The sequence below is a fragment of the Pseudomonas sp. 32A genome, from assembly GCF_052682255.1.
Genome location: NZ_JBQYLY010000001.1, coordinates 6,806,173 through 6,830,802, shown reverse-complemented (window position 1 = coordinate 6,830,802; position 24,630 = coordinate 6,806,173). Strand labels below are relative to the sequence as shown.

Genomic DNA, 24,630 nt, shown 5'->3' with positions numbered 1-24,630 from the left:
TGCCGTGTTCTGGGTCAGCCATCAATAAAGGGGGTTACCCGAGCTGAATTGTCCGACAATCGGCAATTAACCGAGATTGACCGGCCCGATGTCATTATCATGGGCGGTCATTCCGAAGGGCTCAGGCAACGATGTTGAAGGTTCTCTGCAAGTGCTTGCTGGTGCTGAGCATGCCGTTCTGGGCTGTTGCCCAAGCGACGTCGGTGGTGTTTCTCAACCCTGGCAATTCGACCGAGACCTTCTGGGTCAGCTACGCGCAATTCATGCAGGCCGCCGCCAGGGACCTCGGCCTGGATTTGCGTGTGCGCTATTCCGAGCGCAATCCCGAGACCACGCTGTTGCAGGCCCGTGAAGCCCTGCAGGGCAGCGAGCGTCCGGACTACCTGGTGCTGGTCAACGAACAGTACATCGCCCCGCAGATTTTGCGCCTGTCCCAAGGCAGCGGGGTCAAGCTGCTGATCGTCAACAACGCGCTGACCGCAGACCAGACTCAACTGCTGGATGCCGGCAAATACCCCAACTGGATCGGCAGCATGGTCGCCGACGATGAACAGGCGGGCTACTTGATGCTCACCCAGTTATTGCGCCTGCACGGGCCTGTAGCCCCAGGCCAAACCCTCGACCTGATCGCGTTCTCCGGGGTCAAGACCACACCCGCTGCCCAACTGCGCGAGCAAGGCTTGCAGCGCGCCCTGGCGGATCATCCAGAGGTGCACCTGCGCCAGTTGGTGTATGGCGAATGGAGCCGCGAGCGTGCTTTCGAGCAGGCCACGCAGCTGTTCAAACGCTACCCGCAGACCGCACTGGTGTGGTCGGCCAACGATGAAATGGCGCTGGGGGCAATGGATGCACTCAAAGGCAGTGGCCGCACGCCGGGCACGGACGTGTTGTTCAGCGCGGTCAACAGTTCGCCCGAAGCGTTGCAGGCACGCCTTGAGGGGCGCCTGAGTGCGCTGGTGGCCGGGCATTTCACCCTGGGCGGCTGGGCGATGGTGGTGCTGCATGACGATGCCCGGGGGCTGGGCATGGCGCAGTACGGCGGGCGTGAGCGCACGCTCGGGCTCTTTCGATTGATTGATCCGCCACAAGCCACGCGCCTTTTAGCGCTGCACGGGCGTGAGGACTACGGCGTCGATTTTCGCGCGCTGTCAGCCCAGGGCAAGCCCGCCACCTATCGCTACCCGTTCAGCCTGCAACTGCTGATGCCTTGACTGGGTTCAAACACCGGCCAGGTGCAACACCAGCTTGACGATGCCAAACAGGGTCAAGGCAAACACGGCGGTAAACACAATACCCAGGATGACAAAGTGGCTGGGCTTGCCATGGGTAAAGTCGCGGGCGCGATTCTTCCCGCTCTGCACTCCGAAAGCGGCTGCCATCACGCTGTGCAGCATCTGCCAGAAAGTCGGTGGCTTGTTGTTGGAGTCGTCCATAAGGGCCTCGCGGTAGGGATCAAACCCATGGATGAGGATAGTCAAGTTCCCGCAAAACACCGGCTGTAGCTATCTACCGCCCTGGCGGTTGGCCCGTTCGCTGTACTGGAACTCCTTAACAGAGTCATCAGGAACGAGCGCATGCCAACCTTACCCGCCCCGACAGAGCAGGGGCTACACACCGCATTGATCAAAAACAGCTTGCCCGGCTGGATTGCCCGCAGCGCGGCTGCGGACATCCGACGCTTGAAGCCGGGCCTGCTGCCCGGGCGCGTCGCCGAGGATGCACCACCTGCCTGGCTCAGCAACGCGCCTCAGGGGTTGCGTCAGGCATTTGCCGACAGCCAGTTGGCCAGTCGCCGGGCCCATGAACGGCTTGCCAAGACTCTCGACGGCCTCAAGGGCATCACCGAATTCGCCCAGCCGCTGCTGGAAGACGCCTGGCGCAAACAGTTCGGTGAGGTACCGGACGTCCACAAGCACCAGTTGCACTACTTGCGCTACCGCCAGGTGCCACAACAGCATTCGTTGTTGCAGGCGGCATTGCTCAACTTTGAAGGCAATGAAGATTTTGCCGATATCGCCCTTGAGCAAACCAGCGCGCTGGCCCCCGAAGGGGCGTTGTTCACCGAGTACTACGGCGAAATTCTGAACGACCATTCACGCCGGGCCCGCTATCGCTACCGCGAAAAGCTCGCCGTTACCCCGGACCAGTTTGCCGCACTCTGCCGCACGCTGGACCTGGGCCAGCAATACCAGGCGCATTTGCAACAAGTGTTCGAGGACGCGGGCACCAAGGCTGTGGTGCGCGAGCAGATGATCGACGCGAACAAGAAACTGCTGGCCGTCAGGCTGCACACGGCGCGGATGAAGAACGAAATCAGCGACAGTGCCTATGCCATGCTCAACGCCTTACTGGCCGGTACCGAACGGCCGCAGTTGGATGGCAAGCCCGTCGCCTGCAGCCAATTGGCGATTCTCGGCTGCAAGGTGGGTGAAGTCGTACTGATCGGGCCGGGCGTCGGCGCGATGGCAGATGCCCGGCAGCAGTTGGGCTGGGGCACTGTGCTGGTGCCCGGTGCCTCGCTCGGGGAGTTGCTGGTGCCGGCCGCGGCCGAGCAAAGGCTGGTGGCGTGGATCCCCGGGGCGCCGTTGTGCCCGCTCAAGGAATACCCGTCGATGAAGGCGTTCGAGGCGGACCTGGCGATCAACCTGCGCTCCCCGGGCTATCAACGGCTGTTTGCCAGCCTGGTGCCGCAAGACGAAGCCCCGGCTTTCCTGCAACGACTGAAGACCAGGCTCTTTACCTTCGAGTGGAATTCCCGAGGCTACATGGAGCAGATCTACGACCCGAACATCAACCTGGCGCGCCGCGAAAGCCTGATCAGTGGCGAGCTGTTCGGAGCGCTCTATGACAACCACCTGCAACGCCTGAAAGATAACGCCAGAACGCTCGCCGTACCCACCGCCGAGGCGGATCGCAAGGCTGCCCAGGAACGCCACGAACATTGGCTGAGTATTGGCTTGAACGTGTTGAACGTAGCGGCTTTTTTCGTGCCCGGCCTGGGGGAGGTGATGCTGGCGGTCACGGCTGTGCAGCTGGGCCTGGAGGTCTACCATGGCATCGAGGCGTGGAAGGAAGGCGACATGGATGCCGCCTGGGGACATCTGGAGTCGGTGGCGCTGAATGTGGCCTTCATGGCCGCCCTCGGCGGTTCGACGGCCCTGGCCAGCCGCGCGCCGCAGATCCAGGTGTCCCGCTGGGTGGATGGCCTGGTACCGGTCAAACTGCCCAGTGGTGAGGCTCGGCTGTGGAAACCGGACCTGGCGCCGTACCGCAGCGAAGTCGTGCTGGCCCCGGCCCTCAAGCCCAATGCCCGGGGCCAGTACGAGACAGGCGGCAAGATTTACGTGCGTATTGGCGAAAACCTGCATGAAAAGGTCTTCGACAGCCGAATCCGCAAGTGGCGGATCAAACACCCGGATAATCCCGAGGCTTACCAACCGATCCTTGAACACAACAACGCCGGTGCCTGGCGGCATGTGCATGAGCAGCCCTTCAAATGGGACCGCCTGACCCTGTTGCGACGACTGGGGCCTGCCACTGAAGAATTCTCTGATACGACACTGGGCATTATCGGGGATATCAGTGGGGTCCAGGATGACGTGTTGCGCAAGGCGTATATCGAAGGCAGGCCGCTGCCCGCCATGCTGGCCGATACCCTGGAGCAGTTCCGCAGCCAGCCCGTGGCGGACACGGCGCCGCTGGCTGGCGAAGAGGCGGTGCTGCAGCGGCGCTTCCCTGGATTGTCGAGGCGAGCCATCCGGGAAATCCTTGATACCGCCAGCGAACAGGAGCGCTTGCAACTGCGCAGTCAGCGTGGCGCCTCGGCGCGCCTGGACAATGCCGCTCGCCGCGCAGCCCAACAAGGCCGCCTGAGCCGTGCCCTGGCGGGGCTGCATCGCCAGGCCGACGCCGTTGCCGACACTGACCGCCTGGCCCTGCATTGCCTGCAACACTTGCCGGGCTGGCCCACCAACCTGCGCCTGGAAGTGCGCTTTCAGGCTGTCGACGGGCCGTTACTGAACAGCATCGGCCCGCAAGATGCGCCGCTGCGCAGGTACCTGGTCAAGCAAGGCGAAACCTTCCAGGCCTACGACGAGCGCGGTGTCGCGCTGAACAGCCGGGCCACCGGACGGCGCAATTTCTTCCAGTCCGTCGTGCATGCGATCCCCGCTGCGGCACGACCTGGCCTGGACATGCCCGTGGCGACACTGGACCGAGAACTGCAACAAGCGGTGGCCGGTTATGCCACCCGCCGCCGTAGCCAAATGTCCGATGTGCTCGGCCTGCGCGCACCGCGTTCGCGACCCGTGTTGACGGGGGAGGGGGGCGTCCTGGGTTACCCGTTGAGCGGTCGGGGCAAAGGCTTTGAAGTGGATGCATCGCTGACGGCGAGGGTGCAGGCGCTCTATCCGAACCTCAACGCCGGGCAGGCCAGCCAGTTTGTCCTGAGCCGATTGCAGGCCGGTGAAAGCACCCAGCAGGTCTTCACCCTGTTGGGAAACCGTCAACGTGAGTTTGACCTGCTGCAGGCAGAACTTGATCAGTGGACCGCCGCTGCTGCCGGGCAGGCGGGCAGGGCCAGCCAGCAACAACAAGTAGCGGCCGACATCATCAGTTGCTGGCGCCAGGGCATTTACCGCGAGCGACCGCCCCTGAGCATTCTGTCGTTGGGCAGCGTGACGGACTTCCCGGTGCTGAGCGCAGATTTTTCCCACGTGCAGGCACTGAGCGCACATGCCGAGCTTTTGTTGGGTGATCAGGGTGTGCGCCTGGCCGATCAGTTTTCCCGGGTGCGACGCCTTGAGGTGTTCCTTGACGCAACGCCGGGCACCGGACTGGTGGACGGGCTGAACCGCTTTGTCGATCTCAGCCAACTGACGTTGAATGGTCGGGACGTGGCCTATTCGGTCCCCTTCATGCAACGCCTGGGGGCAATGGAGCGCTTGCAGAACCTGTCCGTCGCGGGGCTTTCGCAAAACCTGGACGTCAGCCCCCTCACGCACCTGCGCTCGCTGCGCATAGAGGGCTCGGTGCAGGAGTGGCCACAGGGGGTGACGTCACTTGAGCACCTTGAGAGGCTCGACCTGTGGCGAACAAACATCCGTTCGGTGCCCCCGTCGATGCTCATCGGGCATGAACGCCTGTGGCGCGGCTTGAACCTGCGGTGGTCCGCGTTTGACCGCCAGGAATTCATGGCGGTGTATGAGCACGTGCGGGGCAATCCGGCTCATCTGCTCAATGAGCAAGCCCTGGTGCAGGGTTACTGTGAAGGCGTGATGGACCGCTTGAAAGATGTGCGCTGGGGGTTTGGCATAGACGTTGTGTCTCAGTTCCGGCGGCAGGGTCTGACCACTGAACAGATACTGGCCCGCACCCACCAGGTGCTCGACGAACAGCTCGCCCTGAGCCGGGACCTGGAGGAGTGGGCTGCCAGGGAGTTGCGGGTTGACCGCCGGCAGGTGGATGTCTTTTACCGCCAGCGCGCCGCCGAGCGGCTCATGGATTGTTGGCGTGAAGGCCTGGGGCCGAGGTTTGCGCCGTCGGGCATGTCGGCTCGCTCCAGCCTGCCGATCGCCACACTGAACCTGTCGGGGGGCGTGTTGGGCGACTTGCCCGGGTTGCCGGCGGCTGCGTTCGCTCATGTCAAACAGATCAACCTGAGCGGCACTCGGGTTTCCATTGAGGCGCTGAATGACTTTCTCGGCGCATTCAACACCATTGAAGACTTGAACCTCAGTGCCAGTAACCTGGCACAACTGCCCTTGGCCCTGGACAATTTCACTGCCCTGCGCCAGTTGGATCTTTCCCACAACCAGCTGAGCATCACCCCGACCCTCCATCAACGCTTGAGCCGCCTGAGATCCCTTGAAACCCTGGACCTGCAATACAACCGCGTCGTGAGCCTGGACCTGCGTGGCCTCAACGCCTTGCGCCACTTGAACCTCAGCCGCACCGGCATCACCGAATGGCCCGAGGGTGTCCTGGACTTGCCAGCCCTGGAGAGCCTGGACCTGAGCCACAGCGCCATCACCCGCGTGCCCGCCCGGGCGCTTACCGGTCACGACACGCTGATGTTCAAGAGCAACCTGCGGGGTTGCCGACTGACTGCGAGGGCCTGCGCCGACATCCTGGCCTTTGCGCAACGCACCCTGCGGGAAAATCCATTGGGCCTTGATGTGGAATTACTGCCGTTGGTGGGGCCGGAAATCTACCTGCACAAGCCGCTGGGCATTCCCCAGGAACAGCTGCGCATCGGCCGGACCGGCGGCGATCCGGAATATTTCCCGGTCAGGGTCACGGACGACCCCGGCCAGTTGCTGTTGCCCCTGCACGTCGAGAACGTCGACGCGCAAGCACGCCTCACTCCGGCGGCGCGCCTGCAACAACTGGATCCCGCATTGGGCAGCGCCGAGGCGGTGGCGCGCATCGATGAATGGCTGGCCGCCGGCCTGGGCGCCACCGGCATCGACACACGCCTGGTGCAGTTGCACGCCGAGCATCAACGCTTGAGCCGGGTGTTGAACAGTTGGATCGACATCGAAGGTTACCGCGAGGGTGGCGGCTGGGTCAGTGCCCTCGACCGTCGTCGTGCGGCCGGCCGGCTCCTTGAGAGCTGGCGCCACAACTTGCGTGCCCGGCCCGAGGTGCCGCCGGTGGACGGGCGCGAGGTACTGGACCTGTCCGGGTTGTATCTGGGCGACCTGCCCGCGTTGCCGGCTTCAATGAGCCACGTCAGCGTGCTCGACCTCACTGAGGTGAAGCTGACGGAGCAGGGATCCAACGGATTCCTGGGCAGTTTTCCCCACTTGCGCCGGCTTGTGCTCAACAAGAATGGCCTGGCGCACCTGCCCGAGGTGATCAACCAATACACGGCGCTGACTCATCTCGAAGCCACCTACAATGATTTGCGCGACGCTGCGCAGCTACAGGCACTGCTTGGCCCGCTAAGCGCGCTGGAATGGCTCGACCTTGGTGAAAACACCCTGGCCAGCCTGGATGTCAGCGGCCTGCGTGGGCTGACAAACCTGGACCTGCACAACAATGTCCTGGAGGAATGGCCGGCGGGGGTATTGGAACTGCCCCGACTGCGCACCCTCGACCTCAGCAATAACCAGATCGAGACCATCCCGGACGATGCCCTGTTGCCTCGGCACAACCTCCTGATGAGCAACACCAACCTGACGGACAACGGGCTGGAAGAAAACGTGTTCGAGCGCCTGAGCGAATTCCTGGAGGAAACGGGTTTCGGCTTGGGTTATACCCGGGAGCAAATTGATCGCGAGCTCAATGGCTTCCTCCTCAGTACCAGTCACGAGGAAGCGGAGCTGAGCGGTGGGCTGCATCCGGAGCTACTGACGCCCGCAGCACAGAAAGCCCAATGGTTTGTTGGCGTGGCGGCCGACTCCAGCAAACACGCGGTCTGGGAGTCGCTCAAGAGCGCTGACGACAGTGAGGATTTCTTCTACATCATTTCCCAGCTGAAAAACGCCCAGGACTTCATCACCGACCACACTGAGTTGACGAGCCGGGTATGGGAGGTGCTGGATTGCGCCGAGCAACATCCGGCGTTGCGTGAGCAATTGTTCGGCAAGGCTCGCGGCATGCGGATCAGCGCGACCTGCGGCGACGGCTGGATGCTACTGTTCAGCGACCTTGAAGTCAGTGTCTATGAGTTCAAGGCCCTGGAAACCGTGGAGCCCGGGAAAGAAGGCGCGGCGCTGTTCAAGCTGGCCAGAAGCATGATCCGCCTGGAACAGACTGAAGCCACCGCCAGCCGCGTGAGCCGCCTCAAGCCCAACGTTGACCCGGCGGAAATTCGCCTGGCCTATCGCATCGGCCTGGCCCAGCGCCTGGAGCTGCCGCGCCAGCCGGCCCGCATGCTGTACCGCAACCTTTCCCAAGTGAAACAGGCCGATATCGACCAGGCCTACGCCAGCATCATTGCCAGGGAGACGACCGAGGCGTTCACGGGCGATCTGGTCACGCGCCAGTACTGGGTCGACTACGTGCAGAAGCAATACGCGGCCGACTTTACGACGCTGGCCCAGACCCAGGCCCGCGAGGCTGAAGTCCTGGAGGATCGCTATCCGGAGTTTAATGCGCAGTACGAGGCAGAAGCCGTGGCATTGGCCAAGCAAAGGACTGATCAACGCCAGGCCCTGCTGATTCGCCTGTCCGTACAGGAGAGGGCAGCGCTGGGGCTATAACAGCCTGTGCCCCGGCGGCAGGTCCGGAAACGGGCCTGCCGCGTATCAAGGGTCGTAACCCGGGTTCGGCGCCAGCCAAGGTGCACAAAAACATTTATCTACCTGCGAAGGCGCTCGCCTGTTCGCTGTACTGGGCCTCCCAAAAGCGTTCTCAGGAAGCCGCACATGTCTACTGCACCCAATGTCCTCGCGGACGAAAGCTTGCACACCGCCCTGATCACGGCGCGCCTGCCCACGTGGGTCGCCCACATGGCCCCTGTCGATGTGCGCCGGCTCAAACATGGACTGTTGCCCGGCAGGGAACGGCCTGCCACCAAGGTCCCGCTGTCGCCCGCATTGATTAAGGCCCTCGATGACAGTCGCAAGGCCAGCCGCCAGTCCCGCGAAGCCCTGGCCAAGGGCCTTGGCGCGCTGCAAGGCATTGTCGAATTCGCCCAGCCCAAGCTGGAAGCGGCGTTGCGCGAGGCGATGGGCGAGGCCCCGGACGTCAACAAAAACCAGCTGCATTACCTGCGGTATCGCCAGGCCCCGCAGCAGCATTCGTTGTTGCAGGCGGCGTTGCTGAACTTCGAGGGCGATGAAGACTTCACCGATATCGCCCTTGAGCAGACCAGCGCCCTGGCGCCGGAAGGTGCGCTGCTGACCGAGTACCACGGCGAGGCGCGGGCGGATGGCTCGCGTGCGGCGCGTTATCGCTACAGTGAAACCCTGTCCATGACCCCACAAACCTTTTCCACCCTGTGCCGCACCCTGGACCTGGGGCAGCAATACCAGGCCCATCTGGCGCAGGTGTTCGATGCCCCTGCTACGCGGGCCGTGGTGCGGGAGCAGATGATTCGCGCGCAAAAAGACCTGCTGACGGTACGTCTGTATGCCGCATGGGCGCAGGGCGACCTCGGTCCGGCGGTGTTTCTCATGTTGCGCGAAGTGCTGGCAGGCACTTCGCGGCTGCTGCTTGAGGGGGAGGCCGTACGTTTCGGTCAACTGTCGATCCTGGGCTGCGAGCTGGGGGAGGTGCTGCTGATCGGGCCGGGTGTCGCACCGACCCGGTCCGTGGTCCCGCCCTTGTCTCCGGGGGCAGGCGTGAGCGGGCTGCGTCCCGTGGCGCCTGGTACGCGGGTGGTGGCTTGGATTCCGGGCGCGCCGCAGTGCCCGCTCAAGGAATACCCGTCGATGCAGGCGTTCGACAAGGAGCTGGCGGTGAACCTGCGCTCACCTGCCTATCAGCAGCTGTTTGCCAGCCTGGTACCTCAGCAACAGGCACCGCAGTTCCTTGAGCGCCTCAAGGAAAAACTCTACACCTTCACCTGGAACCCGCGAGGCTACAAGGAGCAGGTCTACGACGAGCAAATCGACTTGAACCGGCGGGAAAGGGTGATAGAGGGAGAGTTGTTCGGCGCGCTCTACGAGCGGCATGTACAGCGCCTGAAGGACAATGCCAGAACCCTGGCGGTGCCCACAGCCGAGGCTGATCGCAAAGCCGCACAGGCACGCCATGCCCACTGGTTGAGCATGGGCTTGAACACATTGAATGTGGCGGCATTCATGGTGCCCGGCCTGGGGGAGCTATTGTTGGCGGTCACGGCGATTCAGCTGGGCCTGGAGGTCTATCACGGCATCGAATCCTGGCAGGAGGGCGATATGGATGCGGCGTGGGAGCACCTGGAGTCGGTGGTGCTGAATGTCGGGTTCATGGCCACCCTGGGCGGAGCGGCAGCCCTCGCTGGCCGGGCGCCCCGGATCCAGGTGTCGAAATGGGTCGACGGGCTGGTGCCGGTGAAGTTGCCGAACGGCGAAAGGCGCCTGTGGAAACCTGACCTTGCGGCCTACCGCAGTCATACCGTTCTGGATGCATCACTCAAGCCTGATGCCCAGGGCCAGTACGCGCAGGACGGCAAGATGTACGTGCGCCTGGGTGAGAGCCTTTATGAAAAGGCTTTTGATGCGCGCATCCGGAAATGGCGGATCCAGCACCCGGACAATCCGGCCGCCTACCAGCCGATCCTTGAGCACAATCAGGCGGGGGCCTGGCGCCATACCCATGAACGCCCACTGGAATGGGACCGCCTGACCTTGCTGCGGCGCCTGGGTCATGAAACCCAGGGAATCAGCGATGCAACGTTGAGCGCCCTAGGTGACATCAGCGGCATCAGTGATGACCTGTTGCGCAAGGTCCACATAGATGGTTTGCCGATACCTGCCGTGCTGGCCGACACGTTGCAGCTGTTTCGCGGCGCGCCGCCACCGGCTGAGGTGCTATCCCCCGAGGGCGCGGTGTTGCAGCGCCGCTTTGCTGCTTTGTCCCGAGGCGCGATCAACGAAATTATCAGTACGGCCAGCGATAAGGAACGCCTGCAGATACTGGGCCGAACCGGTGTTGCGCCGCGCCTGGATAACCTGGCGCGGCGTGCGGTACAGCAACGTCGGCTGAGTGGTGCATTGGCCGGTTTGTACCTGCCGGCGCTCGCCAGCCTGGACAGCGACCGGCTGGCGTTGCATTGCTTGCAGCAACTGCCGGGCTGGTCTCCCACGCTGCGCCTGGAACTGCGCGCCGACAACCACAGCGGGCGCTTGCTGGCTGAAGTTGGCCCTGAAGACGCGGCAATGCGCCGTTACCTGATCAAGCAAGGCGAGACATTCCTGGCGCACGACCTGCAGGGGGCTCCCCTTAACAGTCCGGTCCCCGGCAGTCGTAATTTCTACCCATCAATCCTCCATGCCTTGCCCGTGACCATGCGCCAGTCACTGGGGTTGCCGCTGGCCAACGCGGATGTCGATTTGCAGCAAGCGCTGGCACGGTATGCCACGGCACACCGCCTCGAAATGGCTGCCGTGCTGAAGATACGCGCGCCCATGGCTCGCCCGGCGTTGCGTCTGGCGAGCGGGTCATTAGGTTATGCCCTGAGCGGCCGGGGGGCGGCCCAGGCACCCAATGCCGCCCTGGCGGCCAGGGTTCGCGATGTTTATCCCAACCTCAGCGATGAGGCGGCCCAGTTGTTTGTGCAAAGTCTGATGCAGGCCGGCCAGCGTCCCCCACAGATCTATGAGTTGATTGGCAACCGCGAGCGCGAACTGACCCGGTTGCGCATGACCCTGGATCATTGGGTGACGCAAAACAGTGCTCAGGCGGGGGCACAACATACGGCCGACACCCTGATCAATTGCTGGCGCGAAGGCGCGTACCGGGGCTTGAAACCCCATGCCTATCTGTCACTGGGCAAGGCCAGTACCTTGCCCGCGCTGAATGCTGATTTTTCCCATGTGCGCGGCTTGGGCGTAAGCGGCGAAACACTGGCGGGCGCCCAGGGCATCGGGCTTGCGCAGCAGTTTCCCAACGCCGAAGTCCTGAATGTGTTTACCGAGCCCGCCCATGTCGAAGCGATTGCGGCGGGCCTCGGGCTATTTGCCAAGCTTGAAGAGTTGTCGATCGACGGCTGGGGCTTGACCTACTCGCCGGTCTTTTTGCGAGGCCTTAACACGTTAAGCCAATTGCGCCGGTTGGCCCTGACGGGCGCGCTGGAGGCCTTGGATGTCAGCGGCTTGAAGCAGCTGCTTGCGTTGCGGGTGGCGGGTGCCCTGAAAGAGTGGCCGGTAGGCGTTCTGACGTTGGACAAACTGGAGACGCTCGACCTGTCGGGCACCGGGATAAATACCGTGCCGCCGGCAATGCTTGAGGGCCATGAGCGCCTGTGGCGTGGCCTTACCCTCAACTGGGCAGCGTTTGAGCGGCGTGCGTTTATGCCGGTGTATCAGCACGTGAAAGGCCACCCCGGGCATTTGGTGGATGAAGTGCTGATGGTGGACGCTTATTGTGAAGGCGCGTTGCGACGCCTGAAAGACAGCGACCCGGCGTTTGCGCCCAGTGCCTTGGCGTACCTGCGCCGCCATCGGTTGACCAGTGACGCCAAGTTGACCCGTGTGCATGCCTTGCTGGATGAACATGCAACGTTGCAACAGGCGCTGGAAGAGTGGCAGGGCAGGGAAGTGGAGGTCGAGCGGCGACCGGTGGACCCGCTCAATCGTCAACGTGCGGCAGACAAGCTCATGGCTCACTGGCGCGATGGCCTCGACCGACGTTTTGCCTCCCCCCGTGAGGTGGCCGGGCCATCTTCGCCAGTCGCCTCGGAGGGGGTCATGCTGGACCTGTCGGGCACGGTACTGGGCGATTTGCCGCTGATGCCGGCCGCAGCTTTTGCCCATGTGCAGCGCTTGAACCTCGCGGGTACCCGGGTTTCAGTGGCGGCATTGAACGATTTCCTCCCCCAGTTCACCCAAATCCACGGCCTGGACTTGAGTCGCAGCAACCTGATGGACCTGCCTGAGTCCCTGACGCAGTTGAGGTCTCTCAAGCAGTTGGACCTGGCGCACAACCAGTTGACGATCACCGAGGCGATACAGCGGCGCCTCAGTGCCCTGGTCACGCTGCGGGGGTTGAACCTGGACTACAACCGCGTGGGTACCCTGGATGTCAGCGGGCTTAACCAGCTACGCAGCCTTAACCTGAGCCACACCGCGACCACCGCCTGGCCGACAGGTTGGCTGACATTGCCCGAACTGCGTCAAGTGGATCTAAGTTATAGCGCAATTACCACGATCCCCCAGGCGGCACTGACTGGCCACGACCTGCTGATGCTCGGCAGCAGTGTGCGTGGCTGCCGCCTGACGTTGCCCGCCTGTGCCGACATACAGCGTTTTGCACTGCGTACCTACCAGGACAATCCGTTGGGCGTCGCACCGGCAATGCTGCCGGTTTTTGGCCCGAGCTTTTACCTGGACAAACCCTTGGGCATTCCCCGCGAGGGGCTGGCGGAGGGTCGAACGGGGGGCGACCCGGAATACTTTCCCCTGGAGGTCACGGACAGTCCCGATCTGCTCCTCGCGCTGGAGCTTGAGGTGCCCGACAGTCAAGTTCGGCTGACACCTGCGCAGCGTTTGCAACAAATGGATCCGGCGTTGTCCACGCGCGACGCGGTACGGCGCATTGACGAACTGCTTGCCAGTGGCCTGGGGGCACTGGAGGTCGAGGCATGCCTGGTTCGGTGGCGCACGGGCTACCGCAAGATGGTGCGGGTATTGAACGACTGGATCGATATTCGCGGTTATCGCCAGGGGGGCGGCTGGGTCAGCGCGGTGGACCGTCGTCGCGCGGCCGACAGGCTCATCGACAGCTGGCGTCATACTTTGCGGGCGCGCCCCGAGGCTGTGCCGGGCGACGGGCGCGAGGTACTCCAATTGGGCGACCTGTACCTGGGGGACCTGCCGGCGTTACCCGAGCCGTTGGCCCATGTGAGCGTGTTGAACCTCAACGCAGTCAAGCTCACTGAGCGCGGCTCCAATGCGTTCCTGCGGGCGTTTCCCAAGCTGCTTACCTTGACCCTCAACAATAACGGCCTGATGAGCCTGCCCGACGCCGTCGGCGAATGCTCGACACTTACCGAGCTGCACCTGAGCCATAACGAACTGCGCTATCGCAGCGAGCTGCAGGGCCAGCTCAATCGGTTGACCGCGCTGGAGCGCCTGGACCTGAGTGAGAACCTCCTGGACTCTCTCGATATCAGCGGCCTGCCCCAATTGCAGTCATTGGAGCTGCGTGGCAATAACCTTCTGGCGTGGCCGCAGGGTGTGCTCCAGGCTGCGCAGTTGCGCCACCTGGACCTGCGCAGCAACCGTATCGAAACCATCCCTGAAGACGCGTTACTGCCCCAGCACAGCGCTCTGATGTGGGGCACGGACCTGTCCGATAACCTGCTGTTTGAGGCAGATCTTGCACGCTTGCGCGCCTACCAGCAGCAGACCGACTGTGGCCTGGGATTTTCCGTCGAGGAACTGGAAGACGCACTGCAGGGGTACCACAGTACCGATAGCAGCTCCGGGTCGGACATCCACCCTGAACTCTTGTCCCCCGAACAACAGAAGGCCCAGTGGTTCTCGGGTATTGCCGCCGATTCGGCCCGCCACCGGGTATGGAGCGTGCTCAAGCAGGCCGAAAACAGCGAGGATTTTTTCTACATCATTTCCCAGTTGAAGAACGCCCAGGATTTCTCCCATGACAGCGACGACCTGACGCGCCGAGTGTGGGCCGTGCTTGAGGCGGCGGAGCAATACCCGCACTTGCGCGAACAACTATTTGGCCTGGCGCAGGCGATGCAGGTCAGGGCCACCTGCGGCGACGGCTGGATCCTCCTGTTCAGTGATCTTGAAGTCAGCGTGTATGAGTTCAAGGCCCTGCGGGCCCTGGCGCCCGGGCAGGAAGGCACCACGCTGTTCAACCTGGCCCGACGCATGATCCGTCTCGATGAAGCGGAGCGCATTGCTGGCGAAGCAGCCAGCCGCAACCCCAGCATCGATCCGGCGGAAATTCGCCTGGCCTACCGCATCGGCCTGGCCGAGCGCCTGGATCTGCCTCACCAACCGTCCACCATGCTGTACCGCAACCTGTCCCGGGTGACCCAGGCCAATATCGATCAGGCGTATACCGCCATTATGGCCAGAGAGAGCACCCCGGTGTTTATGCAAGAACTGGTCAAGCGCCCTTACTGGGTCAGCTACTTGCAGAAGCTGTATCCCGAAGAGTTTTCGGTGTTGGCCCAGGCGCATCAGGTCAAGGTCGATGCCCTGGAGGAGCTTCACCCGGAGCTCAGTGCCCAGTACCTGAGCGAAGTCGCAGCCTTGGACACCCAGAACCGCGCCGAGCAACAGGCACTGGTGCTCAGGCTTTCGGGGCGCGCGAGGAGGGACCTGGGGATCTGACCCGGGCGCCCAGCCGGAGCCGGCTGGACGCCCGGGTCAGCGCGCCACGACTTAGTTGTCGTAACCCAGGTTCGGCGCCAGCCAGCGTTCGGTCACGCTCAGGTCCTGGTCCTTGCGGGCGGTGTAGCTGGCGACCTGGTCCTTGTCGATCTTGCCCACCGCAAAGTACTGCGCCTGCGGGTGAGCGAAGTACCAGCCGCTGACGGCCGCTGCCGGGAACATCGCGTAGTGCTCGGTCAGGAACACGCCGCTGCGGCCCGCGTGCATCTCGCGGGCTTCAGGGTCCAGCAGCTGGAACAACTGGGCTTTCTCGGTGTGATCCGGGCACGCCGGGTAACCCGGGGCAGGGCGGATGCCGCTGTACAGCTCCTTGATCAGCGCGTCGTTATCCAGCACTTCATCCTTGGCGTAGCCCCAGTGTTCCTTACGTACTTGCTGGTGCAGCCATTCGGCGCAGGCTTCGGCCAGGCGGTCGGCCAACGCTTTGACCATGATCGAGTTGTAGTCGTCGCCGGCGTCCTGGTAAGCCTTCGCCACCTCTTCAGCACCGATGCCGGCGGTGGTGATAAAGCCACCGATGTAGTCCGTCACGCCGCTGTCCTTGGGCGCGACGAAGTCGGCCAGGGAGAAGTTCGGCTTGCCGTCGGTCTTGATGATCTGCTGGCGCAGGTGGTGCAGCCTGGCAATCGGCTGGCCATCGTCGCCGTAGACTTCCAGGTCATCGTCCTGCACCTGGTTGGTCGGCCAGAAACCGAACACCGCGCGGGCGCTGATGAGTTTTTCGTCGATCAGCTTCTTGAGCATTTCCTGGGCGTCGGCGTACAGCGCCGTCGCCGCTTCACCCACCACTTCATCGGTGAGGATGCGCGGGAATTTGCCGGCCAGGTCCCAGGAGATGAAGAACGGTGTCCAGTCGATGTACTCGGCCAGGACGTTGAGGTCGATATTGTCCAACACGCGGGCACCGGTAAACGTCGGCTTGACCGGCGTGTAGCTGCTCCAGTCGAATTGCGGCTTCTTGGCGATGGCGGCCGGGTAGCTCAGGCGCTCGGTGCGCGCGCTGCGGTTGGACGTACGCTCGCGCACATCGATGTATTCCAGGCGGGTTTTCTCAACGAACGCCGGCTTCAATTCCTTGGACAGCAACTGCGTCGCCACGCCCACGGCGCGGGAGGCGTCGGTGACGTAGATCACCGCGTCGTTGCTGTATTTGGGCTCGATCTTCACCGCCGTGTGGGCCTTGGAAGTGGTGGCGCCACCGATCATCAGCGGCAGGTGGAAATCCTGGCGCTGCATCTCGCGGGCGACGTGCACCATCTCGTCCAGGGACGGAGTGATCAGCCCGGACAGGCCGATGATGTCGCACTTCTGTTCCTTGGCCACCTGCAGGATTTTCTCGGCCGGGACCATCACACCCAGGTCGACGATGTCATAGCCGTTGCAACCCAGCACCACGCCGACAATGTTCTTGCCGATGTCGTGCACGTCGCCCTTCACCGTGGCCATCAGGATCTTGCCCTTGGCTTCCGGCTTGTCGCCTTTTTCCAGCTCGATGAACGGAATCAAGTGGGCCACGGCCTGCTTCATTACCCGGGCGGACTTCACCACCTGGGGCAGGAACATTTTGCCGGCGCCGAACAGGTCGCCGACGATGTTCATGCCGGACATCAGCGGGCCTTCGATCACCTCGATCGGGCGCGCGAACGACTGCCGGGATTCCTCGGTGTCTTCGACGATGTGGGTGGTGATGCCCTTGACCAGCGCGTGTTCCAGGCGCTTGTTGACTTCCCAGCCGCGCCATTCTTCGGTCTCGGCTTCCTTGACGCTGCCGTCGCCTTTGTACTTGTCGGCAATGGCGAGGAGGGCGTCGGTGCCTTCCGGGGTGCGGTTGAGTACTACGTCTTCCACCGCGTCGCGCAGCTCGGCCGGGATCTGGTCGTAGATCTCCAACTGGCCGGCGTTGACGATACCCATGGTCAGGCCGTTGCGGATCGCGTACAGCAGGAACACCGAGTGGATCGCCTCACGCACCGGGTTGTTGCCACGGAACGAGAACGACACGTTGGACACGCCGCCGGAAGTCAGCGCATACGGCAGCTCGTCGCGGATGTAGGCACAGGCATTGATGAAGTCGACGGCGTAGTTGTTGTGCTCTTCGATACCGGTGGCCACCGCGAAGATGTTCGGGTCGAAGATGATGTCTTCCGGCGGGAAGCCGACTTCATTCACCAGGATGTCGTAGGAGCGTTTGCAGATTTCTTTCTTGCGCGCTTCGGTGTCGGCCTGGCCGGCTTCGTCGAACGCCATTACCACCACCGCCGCGCCGTAGCGCTTGCACAGCTTGGCGTGGTGAATGAACTGCTCCACGCCTTCCTTCATGCTGATGGAGTTGACGATGCCCTTGCCCTGGATGCACTTCAGGCCGGCCTCGATCACTTCCCACTTGGAGGAGTCGATCATGATCGGTACACGGGAGATGTCCGGCTCGCCGGCAATCAGGTTGAGGAAGGTCACCATGGCCTTCTTCGAATCCAGCATGCCTTCGTCCATGTTGATGTCGATCACCTGGGCGCCGGCTTCCACCTGCTGCAGGGCGACTTCCAGGGCTTCGGTGTAGTTGTCTTCACGGATCAAGCGGGCGAAGCGGGCGGAACCGGTGATGTTGGTGCGCTCGCCGACGTTGACGAACAACGAGCTGCGATCAATGGTGAACGGTTCCAGGCCCGACAGGCGGCAGGCCTTCGGAATGTCCGGGATCGGGCGCGGTGCGTAACCGGCCACGGCCTTGGCGATGGCTTCGATGTGGCCCGGCGTGGTGCCGCAGCAACCGCCGACGATGTTCAGGAAGCCGCTCTGGGCGAACTCTTCGATGACCTTGGCGGTTTCCGACGGCAGTTCGTCGTACTCGCCGAATTCGTTGGGCAGGCCGGCGTTCGGGTGCGCGGAAACGTGGGTGTTGGCCTTGTTCGACAGCTCTTCCAGGTACGGACGCAGCTCGCTCGCCCCCAGTGCGCAGTTCAGGCCCACCGACAGCGGCTTGGCGTGGCTGACCGAGTTCCAGAAGGCTTCGGTGGTCTGGCCCGACAGGGTGCGGCCGGAGGCGTCGGTGATGGTGCCGGAGATCATGATCGGCAGTTCGACGTTCAATGCTTCGAACACGCCCTGTACGGCGAAGATCGCGGCCTTGGCGTTGAGGGTGTCGAAAATGGTTTCGATCAGGATCAGGTCGGCGCCGCCCTCGATCAAACCTTTGGTGGCTTCGGTGTAGTTTTCCACCAGCTCATCGAAGGTCACGTTGCGGTAGCCGGGGTTGTTTACGTCGGGCGACAGCGAGCAGGTACGGCTGGTCGGGCCGAGCACGCCGGCGACGAAGCGCGGCTTGGCCGGGTTTTCCAGGGTCTTGGCGTCGGCGATCTTGCGCGCCAGGCGCGCGCCTTCTACGTTTAATTCGTAGGCGAGGTCTTCCATGCCGTAGTCGGCCATGGAAATGCGCGTGGCGTTGAAGGTGTTGGTTTCCAGGATGTCGGCGCCGGCATCCAGGTAGGCTTTTTCGATGCCGCCGATCACGTCGGGACGGGTGATCACCAGCAGGTCGTTATTGCCCTTGACGTCGCTCGGCCAGTCGGCGAAGCGTTTGCCACGGTAGTCCTGCTCTTCCAGCTTATAGCTCTGGATCATCGTGCCCATGCCGCCGTCGAGGATCAGGATGCGTTCCTTGAGGGCTTGGTGGAGGGCTTGCAGACGAGCGCTACGATCGGGCATGGGACTACTCTGGTCAGGTATTACGGAGGGCGAAGATCATAACAAACCTGTGCGCTTTTAGAGCATGTGCCGGGTTTGCATGAATATCGCTCATGTTGTCGGGGGTGTTACATCGGTAGAATCGCCAGGTTTTTCACCGCACGCATTGAATCGGGACCGGGAACATGTCACTTCGCCTCATCGTCAGCGCCACCTTTGCGCTGTTCGCTTTCACCGCACAGGCAGAAGGTCCCGCCCCGGCGATCTCTTATACCCGTGATATCCAGCCGATTTTCACCGAGAAGTGCGTGGCCTGCCACGCCTGCTATGACTCGGCCTGCCAGCTCAACCTGGGCAGTGCCGAAGGCGCCGCACGGGGCGCGACCAAGGTGCCGGTATATGACGGCGAACGCAGCCAGGCCAGCCAACCCACCCGTCTGTTTTATGACGCCTCCGGCAAGGCCGCGTGGCAGCAGAAGGGGTTCTACTCGGTACTCGATGCCCAGGGCAGCCAGGCCGCACTGATGGCGCGCATGCTGGAGCTGGGGCATACCGCGCCGCTCGCGCCCAACGCCAAGCTGCCCGCCGACATCGTGCTGGGCCTGAACCGCGAAAACACCTGCCCGATGCCGGGGGAGTTCAACGCCTACGCAGGTAACCACCCGAAGGAAGGCATGCCGCTGGCGGTCACCGGCCTGACCGACCAGCAGTACCAGACCTTGCAACGCTGGCTGGCCTCCGGCGCACCGATCGACGAACAAGGCCTGGCCCCGAGTGCCAAGGAAGCCTTGCAAGTGCAGCAATGGGAAAACCTGTTCAACCAGCCCGGCGCCCGGGAAAGCCTGGTGGCGCGCTGGTTGTTCGAGCACCTGTTCCTCGCCCACATCTACTTTGAAGGCGGCGAGCCGGGGCATTTCTTTCAGTGGGTACGCTCGCGCACCCCGAGCGGGCAGCCGATCGACCTGATCAACACCCGCCGCCCCAACGACGATCCGGGTACCCAGGTGTATTACCGCCTGTGGCCGGTGCAGGGGGTGATCGTGCACAAGACCCACATCACCTATCCGTTCAGCGCCGAGAAAATGGCCCGGATCAAGTCGCTGTTCTACACCGATGACTGGCAGGTGAACGCCTTGCCGGGGTACGGGCCGGGCCGGCGGGCGAACCCGTTCGAGACCTTCGAGGCGATTCCGGCCAAGGCGCGCTACCAGTTCATGCTGGATAACGCCGAATACTTCGTGCGCACCTTCATTCGCGGGCCGGTATGCCGGGGCCAGATCGCCACGGACGTGATCCGCGACAACTTCTGGACCCTGTTCCAGGACCCCGACCACGACCTGTACATCACCGATGCCCGCTACCGCGGCCAGGCCACGCCGTTGCTGGCGATGCCGGGGCAGATTGATGATGTGGGCAGCGTGCTCAGCCTGTGGCTCAAATACCGCGACAAGCGTAACGAGTACGAAGCGTTGCGCCGGGACAGCTATGCCGACCTGCCGCCGCCGAGCTGGTCTAGCCTGTGGGCGGGCAACGATAACGCCTTGCTGAGCATCTTCCGCCACTTCGACAGCGCCTCGGTGACCAAGGGCCTGATTGGCGAAGTGCCGCAAACCCTGTGGCTGTTCGACTATCCGCTGCTGGAGCGCACCTACTACCAGTTGGCGGTGAATTTCGATGTGTTCGGCAACGTTTCCCATCAAGCCCAGACGCGCCTGTATTTCGACCTGATCCGCAACGGCGCCGAGCAGAACTTCCTGCGCTTGATGCCGGCGGATTCGCGAGATGGTTTCCTCGACGATTGGTACCAGAACAGCGGCAAGGTCAAGCTGTGGCTGGACTATGAAGCCATTGACGATGACAAGCCCACGGGCCTCAAGCTCGATGAAAAGGACCCCAAGCGCGACTTCGCCAACCAGTTGCTGGCCCGTTACGGCGACCTGAACGCCAGCCCGGACCCGATCAATCGTTGCATCAGCGCCTATTGCTCGCGTCCTGGCATTGACCCTGCGTTGCAGGACGCCGAACAGGCCCTGAGCCGCCTGACCAATCGCCCGGCGGCGGGGCTCAAAGTGATCGACCTGTTGCCGGAAGCGACCATGCTGCGCATCGAAACCCGCAGCGGCAAACGTGAGATGTACAGCCTGTTGCGCAACCGCGCCCATAGCAACGTGGCCTTTATGCTCGGTGAGGCTTATCGCTATCAGCCGGGCCTGGACACCGTGACCATCTATCCCGGCGTGCTGAGCAGCTATCCGAACTTCATGTTCAACATCCCGGCGGAGCAGGTGCCGGCGTTTGTCGCCGCCTTGGAGAATGCCAAGGACGCCAAGCGCTTCGAGAAGATTGTCGACCGTTGGGGCATTCGCCGCAGCCATCCGCAGTTCTGGCAGTACTTCCACGACCTGTCGCAGTACCTCCACGAAACCACGCCGTTGGAAGAAGGCGTGCTGGACATGAACCGCTACGAGAATCTTTGATCGACCTTTGACCGTCGACGGCTGTCCCAAGCCATAGGCACCTGAATAACCGGTGTCGAGGGTTGGGAGAGCGGGTCGACGATGTTGATTTCAGTACAGGCACTGCGCGCCCTGGCGGCCTGGACCGTGGTGGGTCATCACTTCATGCAGATTTTCTTTGGTTTCCAGGCTGATTCGGCGCTGGGGCATCTGTTTGTCGAGAAGGGCGCGGCGGGCGTGGATGTGTTTTTCGTCATCAGCGGTCTGGTGATCTTCCTTTCCACCGAGAACAAACAGCTGCCGCCCTGGCGATTTCTGGTGTATCGCCTGCTGCGGATCGTCCCGGCGTACTGGTTCTACACGGTGTTGATGGCACTGCTGGTGGTATTTGCGCGACCGGTGTTGCCGGACCAGAGTGTCGATGCGGCCCATGTGTTGATGTCCTTGCTGTTTATACCTTCCGAAAATCCCGGTGGTTATGGGATGTACCCGACCTTGAATGTCGGCTGGACCCTGAACTACGAGATGCTCTTCTACGTGCTATTTGCCTGGGCGTTGCTGTTTCGCCGGCAGTGGCGGGTGCTGGTGGTGGGCGCATTGTTGTTCGCGGTGTGCCAGGCGTGGACGTCGTTTGGCTGGATCAGCGATTTCTATCGTTCGGACATCGTGTACGAGTTCTTGCTGGGAATTGGCATCGGCATGCTGTATCGCAAGAGCTGGATTCGCCCCGGGCTGTGGCTTCCATTACTCGGGATTGCGGGGGCATTGCTGGCGATCTATCACTGGCCGGCATCGCCGCGGGCCCTGACCTGGGGCTTGCCGAGCGCGGTGCTGGTGGTGGCCTGTATCTCGATGGAACGCTATTTCGAGCGCAGCCGACTGCTCAAGGTGATGGGGGACTGTTCCTATTCGGTCTATCTGATGCACGTGCTGGTGCTGTCGGCCGGTGGTTTTATCGCCCAGCGTTATGGGGTCAATGCCTACGTGATGCTCGGCGTGTGCGTGGTGTTGATCGCCCTTGGGTCGTTGGCCAGCTATCACTGGTTGGAAAAGGGCAGTTATCGTCGGCTCAAAGGCTGGTTCGATGGCGACGGACGGTTGGTTCTTTTCCGACAAAAATACTAGGACTTTGTACCTCGGTAATAATTTGGCGTAAACTGCCGGCAAGCCTGCGAGGAGTTTCCATGACCGCTATTACCATTACCGACGCCGCCCACGATTACCTGGCTGATCTGCTGTCGAAGCAGAACACCCCAGGCATCGGCATCCGCGTCTTTATCACCCAGCCCGGCACCCAGTACGCAGAGACGTGCATTGCCTACTGCAAGCCGGGAGAAGAAAAACCTGAAGATACGGCGCTGGGGCTGAAAAGCTTCACGGCGTATATCGATGCGTTCAGTGAAGCGTTCCTTGACGATGCGGTGGTTGATTACGCCACTGATCGTATGGGTGGCCAGCTGACCATCAAGGCGCCGAACGCCAAGGTGCCGAATGTTAATGCGGATAGCCCGATTAACGAGCGCATCAACTATTACCTGCAGACCGAGATCAATCCCGGGCTGGCCAGCCACGGTGGTCAGGTGAGCCTGATTGATGTGGTGGATGATGGTATTGCTGTGTTGAAGTTTGGTGGCGGTTGCCAGGGCTGTGGCCAGGCGGACGTGACCTTACGTGAGGGGATTGAGCGTACGCTGCTTGAGCGGGTTCCGGAGCTCAAGGGTGTGCGGGATGTGACTGACCATACGCAGAAAGAAAACGCCTACTACTAAGGGTGTACGCTGCGGATGTGGAAAAACGGCGCCTCGTGAGCGCCGTTTTTTCTTTTTAATCAGCGGATTGCGTGGTGTTTGTGAGGTTTTAGGTTAGGTGCATTGTGTACATATCCGTTGCTGCGGTAACGGCGGCTTATGGTTCCGCTCTTACAGCGGGTCACTTTTGGCAAACGCCCCAAAAGTAACCAAAAGGTCTTTGCCCCACCACTCGGTGCCTCGCCTAGGCTCGGCATGCCCGCACTCCGGCCCGGTTCCGCGGGCCGCCGCGACGGGCCATCCATGGCCCGGCGCGGCTAAATCGGCTTCCCTGCCGATTTACCCGCTCCACCGTGCCTACTTGCGGCCATCGTGGTTGACGGGGCCCGCAGATCAAAATCAAAAGCAGATCAAAAGCAGAGCACAGCGGCCTCCCGGCCGGCTTGAGTGTTAAAAACAAGAGCAAAGACCAGAGCGAAAACAGAGCTGCTTTTCTGTGGGAGCGGGCTTGCTCGCGAAAAACCTGAGAGCGCCGCGTTCATCCAGAATGCCCGCGTCATCGTTAACGACCTTCGCGAGCAACCCCGCTCCCACATTTTTGACCGTGCCCGCTTTAGATTTTGATTTTGCTCTTCAACACTCAAGCCGGCCGGGAGGCCGCTGTGCTCTGCTTTTGATCTGCTTTTGATCTTGATCTTAGGCGCCCCGTTAAACCACGCTGGCCGAACGCAGGCTTTGGAGCGTGGGTAACCTGGCAGGACGCCAGGTTAGCCGTCCTGGGCCAGGGATGGCCCATGACGGCGGCCCACGGTCCAAAGCCGGAGTGAGGGCACACCGAGCCTAGGCGAGGTGCCGAGTGGTGGGGCAAGAGCGTTTTGCTTACTTTTGCGCTCTTCAAAAGTGAGCCGCTGTAAGAGCGGAACCAATAGTCGCCGTTACCTAAATAACGGATATGTACCCCGTCCCCCCTCAGGGCCGATACAAATGCGCATGCCCCGCACGATACAACGACGACTCACCAAAATTATCACTGGCCAAAACCCGACCCACCACAATCAACGCCGTACGCCGAAACCCCTTGGCCGCCACCTTCCCGGCAATATCCGCCAGCGTACCAATGGCCCAATCCTGATCCGGCCAGGTCGCCCGATGCACCACCGCAATCGGACAATCCTCCCCATAGTGAGGCACCAACTCAGCCACGATCTTCTCCAGATGATTCACCCCCAGGTGAATCGCCATGGTCGTCCCATGCTGCGCCAAACTACTGAACGCCTCACCCTCAGGCATCGCCGTCTTATCCGCATACCGCGTCAAAATCACACTCTGCGCAATGTTCGGCAACGTCAGCTCAGCCTCCAACAACGCCGCACACGCCGCCACCGCCGTAACCCCGGGAATGATCTGAAACCCAATCCCCAGCTCCCGCAACAGCCGAATCTGCTCCCCAATCGCGCCGTACAAACTCGGATCCCCGGAATGCACCCGCGCCACATCCTGGCCTTTCTCATGGGCCGTCTTGATCAGCCCAATGATCTGCTCCAGATGCAGCTCCGCACTGTTAACCACCAACTCCGCCTGATGCCCCTCAAGCACCGCCGCCGGCACCAGCGAACCGGCATAGATGATCACCGGGCAACTGCGAATCAGCCGCTGCCCCTTGACGGTGATCAGTTCCGGGTCGCCTGGACCTGCGCCGATGAAAAAGACAGTCATGGATTCATTCCT

At 62.2% G+C, this 24,630-nt stretch carries 9 protein-coding genes; 6 read left to right on the top strand and 3 right to left on the bottom strand.

Annotation, left to right across the window (positions count from 1 at the left end; genetic code table 11):
• The first annotated feature begins 131 nt into the window (after nt 1-131).
• On the top strand, nt 132-1,211 hold the full coding sequence (locus tag ACUN0G_RS31210) for an ABC transporter substrate-binding protein (protein ID WP_445575279.1): 1,080 nt from the start codon (nt 132-134) through the stop codon (nt 1,209-1,211).
• Between the two features lie 6 nt (nt 1,212-1,217).
• Here ACUN0G_RS31210 and ACUN0G_RS31205 read toward each other — a convergent pair whose 3' ends face one another.
• Entirely contained in the window at nt 1,218-1,433 is a 216-nt protein-coding gene (locus ACUN0G_RS31205; protein WP_008432997.1) for a DUF2970 domain-containing protein, read from the bottom strand.
• Nucleotides 1,434-1,574: 141 nt separating this feature from the next.
• Here ACUN0G_RS31205 and ACUN0G_RS31200 point away from each other — a divergent pair, with 141 nt between their 5' ends.
• Nucleotides 1,575-8,207: an NEL-type E3 ubiquitin ligase domain-containing protein gene (locus tag ACUN0G_RS31200; RefSeq protein ID WP_445575278.1), complete on the top strand. Its 6,633-nt coding sequence runs from the start codon at nt 1,575-1,577 to the stop codon at nt 8,205-8,207.
• A gap of 165 nt (nt 8,208-8,372) precedes the next feature.
• On the top strand, nt 8,373-14,957 hold the full coding sequence (locus ACUN0G_RS31195; protein ID WP_445575277.1) for an NEL-type E3 ubiquitin ligase domain-containing protein: 6,585 nt from the start codon (nt 8,373-8,375) through the stop codon (nt 14,955-14,957).
• Between the two features lie 51 nt (nt 14,958-15,008).
• Here the strand turns inward: ACUN0G_RS31195 and metH are convergent, their stop codons facing one another.
• On the bottom strand, nt 15,009-18,719 hold the full coding sequence (gene metH, locus ACUN0G_RS31190; RefSeq protein ID WP_421553254.1) for a methionine synthase: 3,711 nt from the start codon (nt 18,717-18,719) through the stop codon (nt 15,009-15,011).
• A gap of 164 nt (nt 18,720-18,883) precedes the next feature.
• Between metH and ACUN0G_RS31185 the strand changes: the two genes are divergently transcribed.
• The 3 genes from ACUN0G_RS31185 (at nt 18,884) to nfuA (ending at nt 22,923) form a co-directional block, all read left to right on the top strand.
• On the top strand, nt 18,884-21,175 hold the full coding sequence (locus ACUN0G_RS31185; RefSeq protein WP_445575276.1) for a fatty acid cis/trans isomerase: 2,292 nt from the start codon (nt 18,884-18,886) through the stop codon (nt 21,173-21,175).
• A gap of 81 nt (nt 21,176-21,256) precedes the next feature.
• Nucleotides 21,257-22,279: an acyltransferase family protein gene (locus ACUN0G_RS31180; protein ID WP_445575275.1), complete on the top strand. Its 1,023-nt coding sequence runs from the start codon at nt 21,257-21,259 to the stop codon at nt 22,277-22,279.
• Nucleotides 22,280-22,338: 59 nt separating this feature from the next.
• Nucleotides 22,339-22,923: a Fe-S biogenesis protein NfuA gene (gene nfuA, locus ACUN0G_RS31175; protein ID WP_003210817.1), complete on the top strand. Its 585-nt coding sequence runs from the start codon at nt 22,339-22,341 to the stop codon at nt 22,921-22,923.
• A 948-nt stretch (nt 22,924-23,871) separates the two neighbouring features.
• Here nfuA and cobM read toward each other — a convergent pair.
• Entirely contained in the window at nt 23,872-24,618 is a 747-nt protein-coding gene (gene cobM / locus ACUN0G_RS31170; RefSeq protein ID WP_445575274.1) for a precorrin-4 C(11)-methyltransferase, read from the bottom strand.
• Between the last annotated feature and the right edge of the window lie 12 nt (nt 24,619-24,630).

Bases quoted from the DNA above. Each gene is read 5' to 3' on its own strand.
- ACUN0G_RS31195 (WP_445575277.1), top strand. From the start codon at position 8,373: ATGTCTACTGCACCCAATGTCCTCGCGGACGAAAGCTTGCACACCGCC.
- ACUN0G_RS31180 (WP_445575275.1), top strand. From the start codon at position 21,257: ATGTTGATTTCAGTACAGGCACTGCGCGCCCTGGCGGCCTGGACCGTG.
- ACUN0G_RS31185 (WP_445575276.1), top strand. From the start codon at position 18,884: ATGTCACTTCGCCTCATCGTCAGCGCCACCTTTGCGCTGTTCGCTTTC.
- metH (WP_421553254.1), bottom strand. From the start codon at position 18,719: ATGCCCGATCGTAGCGCTCGTCTGCAAGCCCTCCACCAAGCCCTCAAG.
- nfuA (WP_003210817.1), top strand. From the start codon at position 22,339: ATGACCGCTATTACCATTACCGACGCCGCCCACGATTACCTGGCTGAT.
- ACUN0G_RS31210 (WP_445575279.1), top strand. From the start codon at position 132: ATGTTGAAGGTTCTCTGCAAGTGCTTGCTGGTGCTGAGCATGCCGTTC.
- cobM (WP_445575274.1), bottom strand. From the start codon at position 24,618: ATGACTGTCTTTTTCATCGGCGCAGGTCCAGGCGACCCGGAACTGATC.
- ACUN0G_RS31205 (WP_008432997.1), bottom strand. From the start codon at position 1,433: ATGGACGACTCCAACAACAAGCCACCGACTTTCTGGCAGATGCTGCAC.
- ACUN0G_RS31200 (WP_445575278.1), top strand. From the start codon at position 1,575: ATGCCAACCTTACCCGCCCCGACAGAGCAGGGGCTACACACCGCATTG.